The sequence below is a fragment of the Kitasatospora putterlickiae genome (genome assembly GCF_039527695.1).
In the GTDB taxonomy this organism is placed as follows: Bacteria; Actinomycetota; Actinomycetes; order Streptomycetales; family Streptomycetaceae; genus Kitasatospora; species Kitasatospora putterlickiae.
In genome coordinates this window covers 478-1744 of record NZ_BAAAKJ010000390.1, presented here as the reverse complement: position 1 = coordinate 1744, position 1267 = coordinate 478, and the positions used below count along the sequence as shown (strand labels likewise).

Genomic DNA, 1267 nt, shown 5'->3' with positions numbered 1-1267 from the left:
GGGGAGCCGCCGTCCGCGCTGCGCGGCCCGGCCGGGTTCGTCCCGGTCCGGGTGCCGCAGGACTCCGCGGACGGCACCGAACCCGGCTGGCAGCGGCGGCCGTTCGACCCGGAGCTGGACACCAACCACCGGATCCTGGCGGCCCGGCCCGGCCTGCTGGAGAGCCTGGCGCCGACCCGGTGGGAGCGCGCCGCGCCCGGCCCCGGCCAGGTGGAGATCGAGATCGCGGCGGCCGGGCTGAACTTCAGCGACGTGCTCAAGGCGATGGGCGCCTACCCGGGCGCCACCGGGAGCGCCCCGCTGGGCGTGGAGTGCGCGGGCCGGGTCAGCGCGGTCGGCGCGGGCGTCGGGCGCTTCCGGGTCGGGGACCGGGTGATGGCCGTGGCGCCGTCCGCGCTGGCGGCGTACGCCACCACCGAGGCGCACCTGGTGGCGCCCCGCCCGGCCGCGCTGGACGACGAGCGGGCGGCGGCCGTTCCCGTCGCCTTCCTGACCGCCGTCTACGGGCTGGTCGAGCTGGCCCGGCTGCGGGCCGGCGAGACGGTGCTGATCCACTCGGCGAGCGGCGGGGTGGGCCTGGCCGCGCTGGCGGTGGCCCGCAGTCGCGGCGCGCGGGTGTTCGCCACCGCCGGGACACCGGAGAAGCGCCGCTTCCTGCGGGAACTCGGCGGTGTGGAGCGGGTGATGGACTCGCGCTCGCCGGCCTTCGCCGAGCAGGTCGCGGAGGCCACCGCCGGGCGCGGGGTCGACGTCGTGCTCAACTCGCTGACCGGGGAGGCGCTGCGGCGCGGACTGGCGCTGCTGGCGCCGGGCGGGCGGTTCGTCGAGCTGGGCAAGCGCGACGTCTTCGACGACAACCCGGTGGGCCTCGGCCACTTCAAGGGGAACCGGGCGCTGTTCGTGGTGGACCTCGACCACGCCTTCCACGCCCGGCCGGAGCTGCTCGCCGAGCTGTTCGCGGAGGTGGTGCGGGGCTTCGACAGCGGGGAGTTCGGGCCGCTGCCGGTCACCGTGCACCCGTTCGGCGAGGCCCGGGAGGCGTTCGCCGCGATGGCGCGGGCCCGGCACCTGGGGAAGCTGGTGCTGCGGCCCGAGCCGGTCCCGGAGATCGCGGTGCCGCCGAGCCCGGCGGTCGTCCGGGCGGGCCGCGCCGGCTACCTGGTGACCGGTGGCACGACGCCCGCCGCGCTGGCGGCGGCCGGGCGGCTGGCGGAGCTGGGCGCGCGCCGGATCGCCCTGGTCCGCTCCCCCGGCGCCGACGGCGGCC

At 78.7% G+C, this 1267-nt stretch carries 1 protein-coding gene; it reads left to right on the top strand.

The window, feature by feature from the left end; translation table 11 throughout:
* Positions 1-1267: zinc-binding dehydrogenase (locus ABD308_RS33820; protein WP_344343556.1), on the top strand; the 1267-nt coding region annotated here is incomplete at both ends.